We start from the raw sequence: 17,851 nt of genomic DNA, 5'->3' as shown, positions 1-17,851 counted from the left end.
TTCATGTGAAGTAAACTTCGTATTTAGGAGGCGATGGGGCGTGAAGACCAGGGTGCGCCAGGCGCGTTTGGCCGCGGGGATGACCCAGCAGCAGCTGGCCCAGGCGGTGCGGGTTTCCGCCAGAACGGTGATCTCCATCGAAAAGGAGCAGTATAACCCCTCGCTGATGCTGGCTTACCGGTTGGCGCAGGTATTTGGCACCACGGTGGAAGAGCTTTGCTGCCTAAAGGAGAATTTAGAAGCGGAGGAACTGGCGTATGAAAAGATTTAAAGCCTTAACCTATGTTCAGCAGATCCAATGGCGGATACGCTTGCTTTGGGCGGCGGTGGCGCTGATGTTGGGCTACATGGTATTGGTCGGGGAGACCGGCGGGGGAGATTCGCGGGTGATGACCGGGTTTGCGGACGCGGCCAGCCGGGTGATCTTTTTCGGCGGGCTGATTTACATCTTTGTGTGCATCCACCGCAACAAAAGGCTGCTGCGGGACCGGCAGGCCCGCAGGGCGCAGGCGCTGGAGCGCAGGGACGAACGAAAATGCTATCTGCACGATAAGAGCGGCGGGCGGGTGATGGATATTTTGCTGGTGGCGCTTTTGGCCATTACGCTGACGGCGGCGCTTTACGATATGACGGCGTTTTACACGGCGGCCGCCATCCTGGCGCTGGCAGCCGGGCTTAAAGGCGCGGCGTACTGTGTGGCGCGCTGGGCGTAAAGGAGAGAACCCAGGCGGGGCGGACGCGCCGGGCTGGGACAAACGCCCTCCAGCAGGCAGGGCGCGCCGGAGGGAGAGATACATCTGAACAAAAACTCATACTTTCCCCTTGCGGCGCGGTGCGGGCCTTTTAGAGGAAAGAGCGGGCATAGCAAAAGCGCCCTGCGCATTGCAGGGCGCTTTTGTTTATCCTGGCGGCGGAGTTATTTGAGGTTTTCGGGGTTGAGGGGCTCAAGCTCAGGCAGGACGAAAATGCCGTCCTTGCGCACCAGCACATCGTCAAAATACATCTCGCCGCCGCCGTATTCCGGGGTCTGGATGAACACCAGGTCCCAGTGCAGGGCGGAGGCGTTGCCGTTGGGCGCCTCATCGTAGCAGGCGCCGGGGGTAAAGTGGAAGGAGCCGGCGATCTTCTCGTCAAACAGGGTATCGCGCATGGGGCGGGTGATGTAGGGGTTGACGCCGATGGCGAACTCGCCCACGTACCGGGCGCCCGCGTCGGTATCCAAAAGGCTGTTGATGCGCTTTTCGTCGTTGGCGGTGGCGCGCACGATCTTGCCCTTTTGGAACTCCAGCCGAATATCCTGGAAGGTGAAGCCCGCCTCCAGCGAAGGGGTGTTAAAGGCGATATGGCCCTCCACCGAATCTTTCACCGGGGCGGTAAAGACCTCGCCGTCGGGGATGTTCATGCGCCCGTCGCACTTGATGGCGGGGATGCCTTTGATGGAAAAGCGCAGGTCGGTATCCCTGCCGGTGAGGCGCACCCGGTCGGTGCGCTCCATCAGGGCCACCAGTGCGTCCATGGCGGCGGACATTTTGGCGTAGTTGAGGTTGCAAACGGCAAAATAGTAATCCTCAAACTGCTCGGTGCTGGTGCCCGCCAGCTGGGCCATGGCGGGGTTGGGGTAGCGCAGCACCACCCATTTGGTGCGGGGCACGCGGATGCGCCCGTGCACCGGCTCCCAGTAAAGGCGCTGGTAGCGCTCCTGCTGGGAAGGGGGCACGTCGGACAGCTCGCTCATATTATCCCCGCCGCGCACGCCGATGTAGGCCTGCATGTTGGCCATGCGCTCGCCCTCCAGACGGGCCATGAGGGAAAGCTGCTCGTCAGTACAGCCCATTTGCAGCGCGCGCAGCACGGTGTTGTTTTGCAGCTGCACAAAGGGCAGCCCGCCGGCCTTGTAGGCCTCCTGCACCAGGGCGCAGGTAAGGGCGTTATCGATGCCGATGGCCTCGATAAGCACCCGCTCGCCGGGCTGAAGGTCCACCGAATAGGTGATGAGGTTGTGGGCCAATTCTTTGATGCGTGGGTCTAGCATAATGAAAATACCATCCTTTCGTTTGGTGGATTTTGGACGTTTGTTGAGGCCTGCGCGCAGCTGGGGAGCAACTCCCTCCGGCAGGCGGGGCCTGCCACCTCCCTCAAAGAGGGAGGCGAGAAGGGGGTGCGTTACCCATGCGCTGCCGGGCGGCAGGACGTTGTACCTAAACAGCGCGGTACAGGCGGGGCTTTCGAGGTAGCCGTGAGATTCCTCGCTTGCGCTCGGAATAACAGAGAGGGAAAGCGTTTGGCGAGCGAAAGCCTGCGGGAACGTACAACGTATGAGCGGTCAGGGGGGCGATAGCCCTGCTCGGAATGACAGGGGCAAATGGCCTGCGCATGGGGAGCAACGCCCGCCGGCAGGCGGGGCCTGCCACCTCCCTCAAGGAGGGCGGCGAGAAGGGGGGCCTTCTGCGCTGCCGGGGTTTTTGCCCCATCGGCGCGCCGCCATGCGGTCTATCCCTATTGTACCACGTTTGGCGGCGGGGTAATCCGCCGGTAAAGGGGCGCGGAGGTGAAAAAATCTAAAAAAGTTAACAAAAAACGCCACGCGCGGTGGAGAATCCTTTGGGAATGTGCTATTATAATTACGCCGACAGGAAATGTACCGGCCATGCGGGCCGGCAAATAGAATAAAAGGAGTTTGGAAATGGACAACCAGAGGCAGACGGAGAATGTGGAAGTGCAATTGTTTTTCGACGAGGCGGACTGCGTAGGACCGCTGGGCATTATCCCCTTAGAGGGCGCAAGGGAGCTGGGGGATAAGATCAACAACCACCTGCTTAACTGGGCCAAGGAGGCCGGACGCGACCATGAGACCTTTATCGTAGAGAGCGAGTGCCCCCGCTTCTCCTCGGGAGACGGCAAGGGCATCATCAAATCCACCGTCCGGGGGGATGACCTGTACTTCATCATCGACGTAGGCAACTACTCCTGCAAATACAACATGTTCGGCCAGCAGAACTCCATGTCTCCCGACGACCATTTCCAGGACTTAAAGCGCCTGATCCAGGCGGCCAGCGGCAAGGCCAAGCGCATCAGCGTGATCATGCCGCTGCTTTACGGCGGCCGCCAGCACCGGCGCAGCTACCGGGAGAGCCTGGACTGCGCGGTGATGCTCCAGGAGCTCCAGCACATGGGGGTGAGCAACGTAGTCACCTTTGACGCGCACGACGCCCGGGTGCAAAACGCCGTGCCGCTGATGGGCTTTGACAACGTGATGCCCAGCTACCAGGTGCTAAAGACCCTGTTTAAGCACGTGCCGGACATCAATATCGACCGGGAGCACTTTATGATCGTCAGCCCCGACGAGGGGGCCATGAACCGCAACATGTACTACGCCTCCGTGCTGGGGGTGGACCTGGGCATGTTCTACAAGCGCCGGGATTACTCCCGCGTGGTCAACGGCCGCAACCCCATCGTGGCCCACGAGTACCTGGGCAGCTCCGTGGAGGGCAAGGATGTGTTCATCGCCGACGACATCATCTCCTCGGGCGAGAGCATGCTGGATATCGCCTACAGCCTGCAAAAGCAGAAGGTGGGCCGCATTTTTGCCTACGCCACCTACGGCATTTTCACCGGCGGGTTCGCCGCCTTTGACAAGGCCTACGAGGAGGGCGTGATCTCGGGCGTGCTGGGCAGCAACTTGACCTATGTGCCCGAGGAGCTGCGCAAGAAGGAGTGGTTCTTCGAGGTGGATGTATCCAAGTACATCGCCTACTTTATCGCGGCGCTGAACCACGATATCTCGGTCTCCACCATTATCGACCCGCACCAGAAGATCGAGGCGCTGCTGAAAAAGCGCGGCCAGCGCTAGAGGACAAGCTGAAGATCGAGGCCCCCGCCTATATATAGGCGGGGGCCTTTTTGTATTGGGGGAGAGAGGGGATGCCGCACCCGGCGGCGGGCAAGGAAAAACGAGGGGGAGGGAAGGGGGACTCTCCCTCCGGCAGGCAGGGGCCTGCCACCTCCCTCAAAGAGGGAGGCAAGTGGGGAGAGGATGGCCTGGGTGGGGAGGCGAGGGGACTTTGCCGTGAGGCGGGTTGTGCAGGCTGGGTAGAGAAGGCGGTAAGGAGATAACGCGGTGTGCAGAGAATGAGAGAGGAGATTACTCCCTCCGGCAGGCAGGGCCTGCCACCTCCCTCAAAGAGGGAGGCAAGTGGGGAGAGGATGGCCTGGGTGGGGAGGTGAGGGCACTTTGGCGTGTGGTTAGCAGTGCAGACCGGGTGGAGAAGGTGGTAAGGAGATAGCGTGGTGTGCAGAGAATGAGAGAGGAGATTACTCCCTCCGGCAGGCAGGGGCCTGCCACCTCCCTCAAAGAGGGAGGCAAGTGGGGAGAGGATGGCTTGGATGGGGAGATGAGGGCACTTTAACTTAAAGGAAGTGGCGCGTGCAGGGTCAAGCGGTTGTCAAGAGATTCCTCGCTGCGCTCGGAATGACAGAGGGGGAAAGCAAATGGCGGGCAAGAGGGACGGAGAAAATTGTAAGGGCGGGGAGCGGTTAAGGGGGCGATAGCCCGCTCGGAATGACAGAGAGGGAAAGTAAATGGCGGGCGAAAGGGACGGAGAAAATTGTAAGGGCGGGGAGCGGCTAAGGGGGCGGCAACCTTGGCTGGAATGATAGAGAGAAAGAAAGCAAATGGCGGGCAAGAGGGACGGAGAAAATTGTAAGGGCGGGGAGCGGCTAAGGGGGCGACAGCCCTGCGAGGGATGACAGAGAGGGAAAGTAAATTGCGGGCGAAAGGGACGGAGAAAACTGTAAGGGCAGGGAGCGGCTAAAGGGGCGATAGCCCTGGCTGGAATGATAGAGAGAAAGAAAGCTGCTGGCGGGCGAGAGCATGTGGGGACGCACAACGTATGAGCGATCAGAGGGCGATAGCCCGCGGGGAATGACAGAGAGGGAAAGCATATGGCGTGCGAAAAAGCGCAAGGCAGTGCGCAAGGGCAGGAGCGGAACAAGAGGGGCCATGGCCCCAGGAGGAATAACGCGGGGGCAAGGCAAATGATGGTTGGAAAAGCGGAGGAAATTGCGCGGGAGGGGCCGGGACAGATCAAAAAGCAAAACGACAAAATTTGTAAAACTATTTTTACTTTAGGGGTTGCTTTTTAGAAGCGCAGCAGGCATAATGTGAATATAAAGTGAAGAATATGAATTAAATATGGCTAAAACGTGAAATAAAACCATAATTCGACGTAATTCTAGGCAATATACTCTTGTTCCAAGCTGATCTATTCCAAAAGGGCCCGGGCGGCAGGGGCGCCCATCTTTCTACAACAGGCGGTAAACAACATAGCGGCCGGGGTGGGCTTTGCGCTTACAGGTAAGCGCAGGGGCGTATTTTTTGTACCCATTTTACGGGCAGGCCGGCAAAAAGGCAAGCAAGACCTCTTCGCAAAAGGGCAGGAGGGGGGAGAGGTCTAAGGGTAAGGGCTTGAAGCGAACGACCCAAAATTGAAGGAGGGACACACAGCAATGAAAAAAGGACTGACCCTGATCATGAGCCTGCTTTTGGTGGCGGCCATGGGCCTAAGCATGGTAGGCTGCGGGGGTGCGCCGGACGCCGGCGGCGCCGCGACCACGGGCGGGGACGCGTCTTCCAGCGCCAGCGGCGGCACAGGCATGGCCGCCGAGCCGGTGGAGATCGTCTTTTGGGACATGGCATGGGGCGCGGCGGAGAAGTATCCCGCCATCGCTGAGGAGACCATCAAGCGTTACACCGAAGAGGTGGACCCCAACGTGACCTTTAACTACACCAACCTGCCCTGGAGCAACTGGTTTGAGACCTTCTCTACGGCGGTGGCCTCCAACTCGGCCCCGGACTTTTCCACCGGCGGCGGGTTCATGCCCTTCCAGTTCGCGGTGACGGGCGAAGCGGCGGACCTGCAATGGATCGTAGACGAGTGGAAGAAAGAGGGCACGGATACCGACTTCCCCGAGGGGGCCCTGGAATATTGGACCTATAAGGGCAAGCAGATCGGCATCCCCTGGAACTTTGACCCGCGCATCACCGTCATCCGCCAGGATTGGCTGGACGAGGCCGGGCTTGCCATGCCCACCAGCTGGGAAGAGATGATCGACGTGGCCAAGGTGTTCCGCAAACGGGGCAGCGATGTGTACGGCATCTCCTTTGGCGTAGCGGCCGACGGCAAGATCGCCAACATTTACGGCACGGCCAACGGCGGACTGTACTATGACAAGGACGGCAAGGCCAACCTGGATAAGAAAGAGACCTACAGCCTGATGAAGTGGATCCGCGACATGAAGGACGAGGGCGTGATCCCCGAGGGCATCGAAGGTTACCAAGGCGAGGACGCCAAGAAGCTGTTCATGGCCGAGAAGGCCGGCATCATCGTCGGCGGCACGGCCGAGCTGCGCGAGCCCCTGGCGGCTGGGCTGGATGTGGCGGTGGTCCCGCCGCTGAAGACCTATGACGGCGGCATCATGAAGGGACAGAACTGCATCAACGGCTTTATGGTGTTCGAGCAGAGCAAGCATAAAGACGTGGCGATGAAGGTGCTCAAGTGGTACAGCGAGAACACCAGCGAGTGCTTTGCCAAGGGCGATATGAACCCGCTGCCCACCCGTTCCAGCTTCTTTGACAAGTGCGAGAGCGAGTTCCAGCAGATGGTAATCAAGGACGTGCTGCCCAACGTAGTGCCCATGTGCTACCCGCTGCCCGCCTCTCCGCCTAGCGCCTCCTCTGTTGAGGGACAGCGCTTCTCGATGCAGATCGTCCAGAGCGCGCTGACGCAGGATGAAGCTGCGCAAAAGCAGACCATCGCCAAGCTGCAAAAGGATCTGGAGGATCTGATCGCGGCCAACGACCAGTAAAGGCGGCTTGTTATAAGAAAAATAGACTAATCGCGTTCGCTTAATGTTCGTTCCCCTGAAAAGCAGAAGGGGCCGGGAGACCGGCCCTTTTTGCGTGGCCGGGCTGCGCAAAGGAGCGAAGGGAGGACGGGTAGGAAAGCGGAGGGAACGGCGAGGGCGGGGAGCGGGGATTACTCCCTCCGTCAGGCAGGGCCTGCCACCTCCCTCAAGGAGGGAGGCAAGTGGGGAGAGGATGGCCTGGATGGGGAGGTGAGGACGCTTTGCCGTGAGGCCGATCGTGCAGACGGGGCGGGGGAGGGGGTAAGGAGATTCCTCGCCCTGCTCGGAATGACAAAGAGGGAAAGCACTTGGCGGGTGGAAAAGCGCGAAGCAACACGCAAGGGCAGGAGCGGAACAAAGGGCGGCAGCCCTGCTCGGAATGACAAAGAGGTAAGGCAAATGGCGGGCGAAGGCATGCGGGGACGCACAACGTATGAGCGATCAGGGGGCGATAGGCCGCGAGGAATGACAAAGGGGGAAAGCGGATGGCGGGTGAAAAAGCGCGAAGCAACGCGCAAGGGCAGGAGCGGAACAAAGGGCGGTAGCCCTGACTAGAATGATAAAGAGGGAAAGCACTTGGCTGGTAGGAAAGCGGAGGGAACGACGGGGCGGTGAGCGGGGATTACTCCCTCCGGCAGGCTGCGCCTGCCACCTCCCTCAAGGAGGGAGGCAGGTGGGGAGAGGATGGCTTAGACGGTGAGAGGGGGCCGCTTTGCCGTGAGGCCGGTCGTGCAGACAGGGCGGGGAAGGTGGTAAGGAGATTCCTCGCCCTGCTCGGAATGACAAAGAGGTAAAATAGAAGGCGGCAAGAAAGTGAAGGAAATTGCGAGGGCGGGGAGGGGGGGATTACTCCTCCGTCAGGCAGGGCCTGCCACCTCCCTCAAGGAGGGAGGCAAGTGGGGAGATGGAATGACCGGGAGGGGAAGAAGGGACGCTTTACCGTGAGGCCGATCGTGCAGACGGGACGAGAGAGGTTGTAAGGAGATTCCTCGCCCTGCTCGGAATGACAAAGGGGGAAAGCGGATGGCGGCAAGAAAGTGAAGAAAATTGCGAGGGCGGGGAGGGGCCAAGGGGGTGAAACCCCGTCATTCAGAGGGAGGCCGTAAGGCCGAGCGAAGAATCTCGTTCGTTGGCAGGGGGCGTTACTTGTAAGATGAATGGCGTGGCAGATAAGGATAAAGGGGTGCAACGTGGTGTGCAGAGAATGAGAGAGGGGATTACTCCCTCCGTCAGGCTGCGCCTGCCACCTCCCTCAAGGAGGAAGGCAGGTGGGGAGAGGATGGCTTAGGCGGGGAGGGAGCGGCAGATAAAGACAAAATGGCGCGATTTGTTAGCCGCGCCAAAAGACCGATGGAAAAAAGCAAACTGATAAGTAAAAAAATAGGAATCAATTTTAAGCAAAAAGGGGTTGATTTTTGCGCGGATAACCGGCATAATGTGAATACAATATGAACAAAGAAAACAAATCAGGCATAAGATATCATAAATAGCACATTTAAAAAAGACGGATCGAACCAGGACTCTGCCGTAAAGGCATCTGAAGCGGCCCGCTCGGGCCAAGAAAAATACAGGACGCGACAGCAGACAATTCCATAGGCATAAATGACGATGACCCAGGGGAAAAGTGCCCTTACTTACTTGTCAATTAGATTTCTTCTTAAGGGGGGAGAGATCTAAGGGTATACCACGCAAAGCGGACGACCCAAAGATTGAAGGAGGAGTGGACACATGAAAAAGAGATGGACTCTTGCACTGAGCCTGATCCTGGTGGTAGCCATGGGGCTGACGCTGGTGGGCTGCGGCGGCGCGCCGGACAGCAGCGCGTCAACCGGCGGGGAGGCCTCATCTGGCGCCAGCGGCGGCGGTGCCGGCATGGCCACGGAACCTACGGAGATCGTCTTCTGGGATATGGCCTGGGGCGGGGCGGAAGCCTATCCTCCCCTGGCTGAGGAGACGCTGAACCGCTACACCACCGAAGTGGACCCCAATGTGACCTTCAACTACACCAACCTGCCCTGGAGCAACTGGTTTGAGACCTTCTCCACGGCGGTAGCCTCCAACTCGGCGCCCGACTTTGCCACTGGCGGCGGCTTTATGCCCTTCCAGTTCGCGGTCAACGGCGAGGCGGCAGATCTAAGCTGGATCGTAGACGAGTGGAAGAAAGAGGGCACGGACACCGACTTCCCCGAAGGGACGCTGGATTACTGGGTGTACAAAGACAAACAGGTGGGCATTCCCTGGAACTTTGACCCCCGGATGACCGTGATCCGCCAGGACTGGCTGGATGAGGCTGGGCTTTCGATGCCCACCACCTTCACCGAGTTTATCGACGTGGCCAAGGTGTTCCGTCAGCGGGGGGACGATGTGTACGGCGTTTCCTTCGGCGTAGCGGCTGACGGAAAGGTGGCGACCATCTACGGCACCATGAACGGCGGCATCTACTACGATAAGGACGGCAACGCCGACCTGGATAAACAGGAAACCTACGGCGTGATGAAGTGGATCAACGACATGAAAAAAGCCGGTGTGCTGCCCGAGGGCATTGAAGGCTACCAGGGCGAGGATGCCAAGAAGCTGTTCCTGGCCGAGAAGGCCGGTATCCTGATCGGCGGTTGCTCGGAACTGCGCGAATCCCTGGCCGCGGGCTTTGATGTGGCCATCGTCCCGCCGCTTGAGACCTACGAGGGCGGCATTATGAAGTACCAGAACTGCATCAACGGCTTTATGGTATTTGAGCAGAGCCAGCACAAAGACATCGCCATGAAGGTGCTCAAATGGTACAGCGAGAACACCGGCGAGTGCTTCCAGAAGGGCGAGATGAACCCGCTGCCGGCGCGTACCAGCTTCTTTGAACAGTGCGACCAGCAGTACCAGCAGATGATCATCAAAGAGGTCATCCCCAACGCGGTGCCGCTGTGCTACCCGCTGACCGCCTGCCCGCCCAGCGCCTCCTCCGTCGAGGGCCAGCGCTTTGCGATGGAACTGACCCAGAGCGCGCTGACCATGGACGAGAACGGCTGGAAGGATACCGTGGCCAAGCTGCAGACCCAGCTGGAGGGCCTGGTAAACGACCTGGACCAGTAATGAAATAAAGATGAGAAAAATACGCTTCGCTTGACGTGTAAACCCCTCAGAAGGGGGCTGGGCATATGGCCCGGCCCCCTTTTGAGTTGCATGGACGGCGCTGTTTGCGGTGAGGTTTTGGCGGGTAGCCCGAGAAAGGGGCTGGACATGGGCCGCGCTTACCCTGTGCGGGGGCTGCGCCCGGGCAGGCAAGGATGGGCAAAAGCGGGTTGGCCCGCTGGCGAGGAGGACGTCCGGCGGCGGATGGAAGCGGGGGGACAGACAAAGCGATTAAGGGTATTGGGGGATGGCGGAGAGGGAAACGCTGACCCAATAGGAGGACACAGAAAAGTGCATCCTGCGGTACAGGGTGGAAAGACAACTGGCAGGCGTATTGCAAAGGGAGCGCAGAGCGAGAGGCGGGGCCGCAAAGCGGGCCTGGATGCGCAGGGCGGGCTGCAATTGCCGCCTTGGAAAATGGTGGAAAGAAAGTCTGTGAGGGGCTTGACGGAGGTAAAATTAGCGTATAATATGAAATTAAAGTGAAAGATTGTGAAATAAATGTGAACTAAAGACGGATGCGACGTAAAAAAATCCGTACGATAGGCGCGTGCCGGGCCGCGGCCCGGTAAGGCGAGAAGAAGGAGGGATACTATGAAACGAGGATGGACGATGCTCTTGAGCCTGGGGCTGGCGGCGGCCATGGGCCTGGGCATAGCGGGCTGTGGAGGCGCGCCGGACGCCGGCGGCGCAGGGAGCAGCGGCGGGGCCTCGGGCAGCGCGGGGAGCGGGGCCGGCATGGCCACCGAGCCGGTGGAACTGGTCTTTTGGGACATGGCCTGGGGCGGCGCGGAGACCTATCCGCCGCTGGCGGAGGCCACCATCAAGCGCTATACCCAAGAGGTGGACCCCAACGTGACCTTTAACTACACCAACCTGCCCTGGAGCAACTGGTTTGAGACCTTCTCTACGGCGGTGGCCTCCAACTCAGCCCCGGACTTTTCCACCGGGGGCGGGTTCATGCCCTTCCAGTTCGCAGTGACGGGCGAAGCGGCGGACCTGCAATGGATCGTAGACGAGTGGAAGAAAGAGGGCACGGATACCGATTTCCCCGAAGGGGCGCTGGACTACTGGCGCTATAAGGACAAACAGGTGGGCATCCCCTGGAACTTTGACCCGCGGCTCTCGGTGATCCGCAAGGACTGGCTGGACGAGGCCGGGCTTGCCATGCCCACCAGCTGGAAAGAACTGATCGACGTGGCCAAGGTGTTTGACCAGCGGGGGGACGATATTTACGGCGTCACCTTTGGCGTGGTGAACGACAGCGCGTGCTTCAACCACTTTGGCACCATGAACGGCGGGCTGTACTACAACGAGGATGGCAGCGGCAATGTGAATAAGCCCAGCACGCTGAGCACCATGAAGTTCTTTAGCGATATGAAAAAGGCCGGCGTGCTGAACGACGGCATAGAAGGCTACCAGGGCGAGGACGGCAAAAAGCTGTTTATCGCGGGCAAGGCCGGCATCCTGATGGGCGGCACCGCCCAGCTGCGCGAGCCCCTGGCGGCCGGGCTGGATGTGGCGGTAATCCCGCCGCTGAAGACCTATGACGGCGGCATTATGAAAGGGCAAAACTGCATTAACGGCTTTATGGTGTTTGAGCAGAGCAAGCACAAGGATGTGGCGATGAAGGCGCTGAAATGGTACAGCGAAAACACCGGCGAGGTATTTGCCAAGGGCGATATGAACCCGCTGCCGGCGCGCACCAGCTTTTACGAGCAGTGCACCAGCGAGTACCAGCAGATCATGATCAAGGACGTGCTGCCTGAGCTGGCGCCGCTGTGCTACCCGCTGACCAGCGCACGGCCCTCCACCTCCTCTATCGAGGGGCAAAAGCTGGCGATGACGCTGCTGCAAAGCGCCCTGACCCAGGACGAGGCGGGCATGAAGGAGACCCTGGGCAAGGTGCAAAAAGACCTGGAGGAGCTGATCGCCGCCAACGACAAATAGCGGCAGGAGAGATTATAAGCGGAACCGTTCCCCATACCGCCCTCGTGGCCAGAAGGGGCCAAGCCGCGTAAGGCGCGCCCCTTTTGGCGTGGAGGGCAGAACCCAAGTCCTTAAGCGGCCGGTAAACCATCCCGGCGGCTTTTGTGAAGCGGGCGCCCTGACCCTATGCAGGCGTCCGTTGTTCCCCGCGGCAGGGGCCGGGCAGTTTTGTCCGGCCCCTGCCGTTTGTGGTTATGGAGAGTTGCGGGGAAGGGGCGGCTAAAGGAGCAGAGGGAAGGGTGGGGACAAAGAAGCGCAGGACGGAGAGCAGGGGAAAAGCGGCCGCGCTTACCCTGTGCGGGGGCTGCGCCCGGGCAGGCGGCCGGAGACCACCTCGCGCGTGGCGCACAGCTTATCGGCCAGGCAGAGGAGGACGCCTTCCCGCGTGCGGGGCGGGTGCAGATTTAAAGGGAACATGTGCCGCAGGATCATATCCCGCTCGACAGGGCGCAGGGCAAAGTCCCGCTGGGCGTTTTGCAGCGCACGGGCGGCGTGGTGCACCCCGTGCCAGCGGTGGCTGGCATCCTTATGGTGCCAATCGTAGAGAAAATAGTCGTGCAGCAGGGCGCCGCGCACCAGTGCGCGCTGATCGGCCCGGATATGCAGGCGGGCGGCGATGGCCACGCAGGCCAGCGCCACGGCGAGGGAGTGGCTGTATACGCTGACATGGCCGTGCTGGAGATAAAGCCTGGTTTGCTGCATGCCCGGGGAGGCAAGGATCTCCCGGCCATAGCGGTGGACCAGCGCGCAGGCGTACAGGCTGTAGTTCATCCTTTCACCATCCTAAAGAATATACCTTATTTTATACGATGGACGGGGTGCGGGTAAAGCGGATGGATTGGATTTTGTGCGATGGAAGGGCAGGCGAGGCTTCACGCCCTCGGCTACGCTCGGAATGACAGGGCTAGACGAATATGGGAAACGGCAAAGAGGACGATAGCCCTGCAACGAGAGTCAACAAACAAACCCTTATGGCGGGCACAGGCGAATTGGGAAATGCGGTGTTGAGAGCGGTTAGAAGGGCGGCAGCCAGTTCTCTCCCTCCGACGCACCCAAAGGGTGCGCCACCTCCCTCATCAGAGGGAGGCAAGGGGCGGAGCGGATGGGCAGACGCGCCCTGTCATTCAGAGAGAGGCCGAAAGGCCGAGCGAAGAATCTTATGCGTCGGCAGAGGGTGGCGCTTGACCTGTGCGGCGCGGTGGCAGAAGGGCCAAGAGGGTGCCAAGAGATTCCTCGGCTACGCTCGGAATGACAGGGAGAAGTAGAGGGCGAATGAGGGCGCAGGGGAACGCGGAGAAGTAAGAGCGGATAAGGGAGCGACGGCCGTGCTCGGAATGACAGGGAGGTAAAGTGGACGGCGGGTGAGGACGTATGAGTTCGAAGAAAAATGAAAAGCGCCGCCTGATGTCAGGCAGCGCTTGAGTAACGTTAATGGCGTGCGAAAATAGGCGATACGATCAGGCTGTTAGAGCGGCTAAAAGGGCGGCAGCCCGCAGATGGTAAGGAGAGCGAGGTAAATAAATGGCGGGCGGAAATAAGCGATACGGTCAGGCTGTTAGAGCGGTTAAAAGGGCGGCGGCCCTGGGAGGATAGAGAAAGGAAAAAGCCCGGCCCCGGGACTGGGAGCCAGGCTTTAATTTATGGTTTGTGCGGTTAAGAGGGCGATAGCCCAGGGAAGAGAGAAAAAAGGAAAAGCCCGGCCCCGGGACTGGGAGCCAGGCTTTAATTTATGGTTTGTGCGGTTAAAAGGGCGGCAGCCCTACTCGAAGGGACAGGGAAGAACAGTGCGCAGGAGCGCAGGCCCCCTAAACAGGTGGTAAACCAACGGTCGATTGTGCCGGAGCACCTTTTCTTTTATACTGGATTTAATTCAGGAGGATAAACGCATGAATATCACACAAATCGGCCGTTTTATCGCACAGCGGAGAGCCGCCCTGGGGCTGACGCAGGCGGAGCTTGCCGAGCGGCTGGACATTACCGATAAAGCGGTATCCAAATGGGAACGCGGAAAAAGCATACCGGATGTGGCCCTGCTAAGCCGGCTGGCGGCCGAACTGCGCACCAGTGTGGTGGAGATATTGAGCGGCGAATCCCGCCATGTGGCGCGCAGCAGTAATCTGGATGAGTGTCGCGCGCCGGACGAGGACGGACGCACGATCCATGAGGCAGCGGGCCAGGGGGAAACGCTGGTGCTCGAACCTGTTGACGCCGGCGACCTTTTGGTTTCTCCTTATCTGTTCGGCAGCAATTTGGAGCACACCCGCTCCTGCCTGTACAGCGGCCTGTCGGCGCAGATGCTGCGCAACCGGAAGTTTGTGGGCAAGCCCACGGCTGGGATGGGATGCGCGATGGCGTGGTACCCCATCGGCAAACAGGCGATTTTTACCTTTGACGACCCCTACACGCGGCATGGAGAGGGCTACCATATGCAGCGCATGGCGGAGTGCAACGCGCTGCACATCTTGAACCCCCGCGCCGGAGCGGCGGCCGGGTTGGGGCAGCACGGCGTCTCCATTCAGGCGGAGCGGCCCTACCTTTTTGCCATGGTGGTTAAAACCCGGGGCCCAATCGCGGTTTCCATAGCGCTGACGGACCGGACGGAGGAACGCGTATACGCCCGGCATACCGTTGCGGCGCAGGCCGAGGACTGGACCCGGTATGAAATCGAGCTGACCCCCGGCAAAGGCGACGCGGACGCGGACCTGCGCATTACCTGGGAGGAGGCGGGCAGCGTTTGCTTTGGGGCGCTTTCGCTTTTGCCCAAGGATCATTTTCGGGGCATGCGCCGCGACGTGGTGCAGGCCATGGCGGCGCTGGGCATAGGCGTGCTGCGCTGGCCGGGCGGAAATTTTGCGGGGGAATACAACTGGATGGACGGCCTGCTTCCGGCGGATATGCGCGCGCCCTTCCAATCCTATTTAGGGCTGGAAACCCAGCCGCACACCATGGGCTACGACTTTAACGAAATGAACACCGATGATTTTATCGCCCTGTGCCGCGAAATCGGCGCTGAGCCGTTTATCACCATCAACCCCTGTTGGAATACGCCGGAAGAAAACGCGGCATGGGTAGAATACTGCAATGGGGACAGCGCCACGCACTACGGCGGGCTGCGTGCGGCCCGCGGGTATGTGGAACCCTACCGCGTCCAGCTCTGGTCGTTGGGGAATGAATTTGGCTACGGGCACATGGAGGGGGACAATACCCCGGGCGGGTACTGCAAAACCGTGCAGGAGCACGGCAAGAAAATGCTGGAGGTATCGCCCAACCTCAGCCTGTGCTCTTCCGGCCCCTATCCCAACCGGGAATGGGCGGAGCTTTCGGCACGCCCCCTTTCCGGCATGGCGCAGATGATCTCGCAGCATTACTATGGGTACGCGCCCTGCTTTACGGACCTGATGGCCGTGGAGCAGGAATACAACCGGTGTCTGGCCTCGATTGCTCGCATGCGCTGCCTGATCCGTCAGACGCACCAGATGCTCAGCCCCAATATGCGGATTTCTCTGGACGAGTGGAACGTGTGGTACGCCTGGTACAGGCCTTCCAGCGTGACGGACGGCATTTACGCCGCGCTGGCCATGCACCTTTTGATTGAAGAGGCCGAAAAGAGCGGCATCGCCATCGCCTGCCACTTTCAGGCGGTAAACGAAGGTATGCTCTGCGTAGAACCCGACGGCGTGCGCATGTCCGCCCAGGGGCAGATATTCGCCTTAATGCGGTGCCACGCGGGTAACCACCTGTGCTTTGCCTCACAGGAGGCCGTGGCCACAATGGACCGGGAGGGAAGGGTGACAGTTACCCTGATCAACGCTTCTTACCGGCAGTGTAAAACAGTGAACTTTTCCAAGTATGGCGCCTGCAGGGAAGCCGTGCTCTATTCCAGCGACAATGTACTGCCGCCGTCCTTCTTTTCAGAGACAAATCTATTGGAGCAGGCGGGCAGCGGCAGCCTGTGCATGCCACCGCACAGCGTTCTAAAGATCAGCTTTTAAGTCATCCACACACAACCATATAAAAAACAACAAAAAGTACAAGATTTCTTCTTAAGGGGGGAGAGGTCTTGGGGTTATGTCACGCAAAGCGGACGAATCCAAAGATTGAAGGAGGAATGTACACATGAAAAAGAGATGGACTTTGGTAGTCAGCCTGATGCTGGCTGCAGCCATGGCACTGACGATGGTGGGCTGCAGCGCGCCGGAGGCGGAGAAGGAGGCGGCTACGACCAGCGCCCAAGGGCAAGGCGGCGAAGGAATGGCCACTGAACCCACCCAGATCGTATTCTGGGACATGGCCTGGGGCGCGGCGGAGAGCTACCCGGCCATCGCCGAGACGACGCTGAACCGCTACACCGAAGAGGTAGACCCCAACGTAACCTTCAGCTACACCAACCTGCCCTGGAGCGGCTGGTTTGAGGCCTTCTCCACGGCGGTGGCCGCAAACGCCGCGCCGGATTTTGCCACCGGCGGCGGGTACATGCCCTTCCAGTTCGCGGTGTCGGGCGAGGTGGCGGACCTGAGCTGGATTGTGAATGAGTGGAAGAAAGAGGGAACGGACACCGACTTCCCCGAAGGGGCGCTGGAGTACTGGACGTACAAGGGCAAGCAAGTGGGCATTCCCTGGAATTTTGACCCGCGGATGACCGTGATTCGCAAGGATTGGCTGGATGAAATGGGCCTTTCGATGCCCGGGAGCTGGAAAGAGATGATCGAGGTGGGCAAAGCCTTCCGCAGCCGGGGCAGCGACATCTACGGCGTTGCCTTTGGCGTGGTCAACGGCGGCATCGTCGGTAACTACGGCACCATGAACGGCGGCGCCTGGTACGACGCGGACGGCAACGCCAACGTGGATACGGAGGCAAACCTGAGCCTGATGCAGTTTATCCGCGACATGAAGGATGCTGGCATTTTGCCCGAGGGGATTGAGGGCTACCAGTCGGAGGACGCGCGCAAGCTTTTCCTGGCCGAAAAGGTGGGCATTATCAACGGCGGCTGCGAGGAGCTGCGAGGCGCGATGAGCCAGGGCCTGGATGTAGCGGTTATCCCGCCGATGGAGACCTATGACGGCGGCATTAAAAAATACCAGAACTGCACCAACGGCTTTATGATGTTTGAGCAGGGGCAGCACAAGGACATTACCCTGCGCGTGCTCAAGTGGTACAGCGAAAACACGGGCGAGTGCTTCGCGAAGGGGGATATGAACCCGCTGCCGGCGCGCACCAGTTTTTATGAAAAGTGCACCAAGCCTAACCAGCAGATGATTATCAAAGACGTTATCCCCAATGTTGTGCCGATGGTTTATCCGCTTGAGGCCTGTCCGCCCAGCGCTTCTTCTGTTGAGGGGCAGATGTTCGACCAGGTGTTTACCCAGGCGGCGCTGACCATGGATGAGAACGGCTGGAAGGATACCCTGGCTAAACTCCAGAGCGATTTGGAAGAGCTGGTAGCTGAACAGGACCAGTAGGCAATATAAGCATTACATGACACGTATCGCTTGGCGTGTGACCCCTAAAGAGAGAAGGGCGGGCTCCGAAAGGAGCCCGCCCTTCTCTCTTTAGGGGGGTATTGGAGGCGGGCGAGGTGTAGGCAGAGAGGAAAAATGAAGGGGCGTGGATAAGGGGGGTAGCCTGCTGGGAAAGACAAAGAGATAAAGCGCTTGGAGTGCGAAGCCGTACGAGTACACAGAAAATAGGAGCGGTTAAAAGGGCGACAGCCCAGAGAATATAGAAAAAGGAAAGAGCCCGGCTTCGGGACTGGGGGCCCGGCTTTAATTTGTGGTTTGTGCGATTAAGAGGACGATAGCCCTGCAGCGAGAGTCAACAAACAAACCCTTATGGCGG

At 59.6% G+C, this 17,851-nt stretch carries 10 protein-coding genes; 8 read left to right on the top strand and 2 right to left on the bottom strand.

Translation table 11 applies throughout. The annotated features are described in order from the left end of the window. Positions 1-40: 40 nt before the first annotated feature. Both H8699_RS10000 and H8699_RS09995 read left to right on the top strand, forming a co-directional pair. On the top strand, positions 41-271 hold the full coding sequence (locus H8699_RS10000; protein ID WP_249285575.1) for a helix-turn-helix transcriptional regulator: 231 nt from the start codon (positions 41-43) through the stop codon (positions 269-271). Further along, on the top strand, positions 258-713 hold the full coding sequence (locus tag H8699_RS09995) for a hypothetical protein (RefSeq protein WP_249285574.1): 456 nt from the start codon (positions 258-260) through the stop codon (positions 711-713). Before H8699_RS10000 ends, H8699_RS09995 begins: the two co-directional genes overlap by 14 nt. A 203-nt stretch (positions 714-916) precedes the next feature. Here the strand turns inward: H8699_RS09995 and H8699_RS09990 are convergent, their stop codons facing one another. Beyond that, positions 917-2,032, bottom strand: coding sequence for an aminopeptidase (locus tag H8699_RS09990; RefSeq protein ID WP_249285573.1), 1,116 nt, complete (start codon positions 2,030-2,032; stop codon positions 917-919). Between the two features lie 651 nt (positions 2,033-2,683). Between H8699_RS09990 and H8699_RS09985 the strand changes: the two genes are divergently transcribed. From H8699_RS09985 to H8699_RS09970, 4 genes are all read left to right on the top strand, one after another. Then, positions 2,684-3,850 (top strand): ribose-phosphate pyrophosphokinase, encoded by a 1,167-nt coding sequence (locus H8699_RS09985; protein ID WP_249285572.1) that lies wholly within the window; start codon positions 2,684-2,686, stop codon positions 3,848-3,850. Between the two features lie 1,655 nt (positions 3,851-5,505). Then, a complete protein-coding gene (locus H8699_RS09980) occupies positions 5,506-6,864 on the top strand; it encodes an ABC transporter substrate-binding protein (protein ID WP_249285571.1) in 1,359 nt (452 codons plus the stop codon). Between the two features lie 1,767 nt (positions 6,865-8,631). After that, positions 8,632-9,987 carry an ABC transporter substrate-binding protein gene (locus tag H8699_RS09975; protein ID WP_249285570.1) on the top strand — a complete coding sequence of 452 codons (1,356 nt, stop codon included), beginning with the start codon at positions 8,632-8,634 and terminating at the stop codon, positions 9,985-9,987. Between the two features lie 633 nt (positions 9,988-10,620). Then, on the top strand, positions 10,621-11,976 hold the full coding sequence (locus tag H8699_RS09970) for an ABC transporter substrate-binding protein (protein WP_249285569.1): 1,356 nt from the start codon (positions 10,621-10,623) through the stop codon (positions 11,974-11,976). 327 nt (positions 11,977-12,303) lie between these two features. Here H8699_RS09970 and H8699_RS09965 read toward each other — a convergent pair whose 3' ends face one another. Next, positions 12,304-12,786 carry an HD domain-containing protein gene (locus H8699_RS09965; RefSeq protein WP_249285568.1) on the bottom strand — a complete coding sequence of 161 codons (483 nt, stop codon included), beginning with the start codon at positions 12,784-12,786 and terminating at the stop codon, positions 12,304-12,306. 1,115 nt (positions 12,787-13,901) lie between these two features. Between H8699_RS09965 and H8699_RS09960 the strand changes: the two genes are divergently transcribed. Further along, entirely contained in the window at positions 13,902-16,007 is a 2,106-nt protein-coding gene (locus tag H8699_RS09960; RefSeq protein ID WP_249285567.1) for a helix-turn-helix domain-containing protein, read from the top strand. Between the two features lie 124 nt (positions 16,008-16,131). Beyond that, positions 16,132-17,475 (top strand): ABC transporter substrate-binding protein, encoded by a 1,344-nt coding sequence (locus H8699_RS09955; RefSeq protein WP_249285566.1) that lies wholly within the window; start codon positions 16,132-16,134, stop codon positions 17,473-17,475. Positions 17,476-17,851 lie beyond the last annotated feature (376 nt).

The sequence above is a fragment of the Luoshenia tenuis genome, assembly GCF_014384745.1.
Taxonomy (GTDB): Bacteria; Bacillota; Clostridia; order Christensenellales.
The sequence above is the reverse complement of the archived record's forward strand: the minus strand, read 5'-3'. Positions and strand labels throughout refer to the sequence as shown.